This window comes from Vibrio sp. 1580 (assembly GCF_033340055.1).
Map to the genome: position 1 here is coordinate 1 of NZ_JAWOVT010000231.1, position 760 is coordinate 760.

Below are 760 nucleotides of genomic sequence, written 5' to 3' on the forward strand. Positions count from 1 at the left end.
CAGTTGCACTGGACGCGGTGTAGTATCGTTTTTGATCTCAGGTAAAATTTCGTGCTCTAGCAACCGAACTCGGCGGTAAAGCCCCAATAGTTTTTTCCCAATGGGAGTTGGCTTGGGTGGCTGCTCTCGAATTAACACAGGTTGCGCCAAGAATCTTTCGAGCTGTTTAATACGCTGCGAAATGGCAGATTGTGAGACAAACAGATGCTCAGCAGCTCGTTCAAAACTGCCTTGATAAACAACGGCATCCAAGGCTTCTATCCATTTGTAATCCAACCCTCGCATTCACGTTCTCCCAAAAAAACAACACCAAACCATTAAATAAGTAACTCTAATAATATATTAAAATCATTAATTATACTTATTTAACCAAAGCCATTATCTTTCCCCTCTCTGTCGTTTTCTTAATTATTTGAGGTGTATTGTGAGCTTTTGGGTTTTATTGCAAGGATTTGGTTTAGGGGCATCGATGATCATTCCGATCGGAGCACAAAATGCGTATGTCTTGAATCAAGGCATAAAGCGCAATCACCACCTGACGACAGCCACTATTTGTAGCGTCCTAGATATGATCTTCATTTCTCTAGGTATCTTTGGTGGTGGTGCTATTCTGTCTCAAAATGAAATCCTACTGACATCGGTGACGCTTGGTGGGATTGCCTTCCTGAGCTTCTATGGACTACTTTCGCTTAAAAGCGCATTCAAGCCAGAGAATGAATCGGAATCAAAAGGGGAAGTCGTAGCTCGTGGACGCCGAACG

At 42.9% G+C, this 760-nt stretch carries 2 protein-coding genes; one reads left to right on the plus strand and one right to left on the minus strand.

Annotated elements, in window-relative coordinates:
* Positions 1-285: LysR family transcriptional regulator (locus tag R7093_RS25215; protein ID WP_318147018.1), on the minus strand; the 285-nt coding region annotated here is incomplete at its 3' end.
* 139 nt (positions 286-424) lie between these two features.
* Between R7093_RS25215 and R7093_RS25220 the strand changes: the two genes are divergently transcribed.
* On the plus strand, positions 425-760 hold a 336-nt coding region (locus R7093_RS25220), incomplete at its 3' end, for a LysE/ArgO family amino acid transporter (protein WP_318147019.1).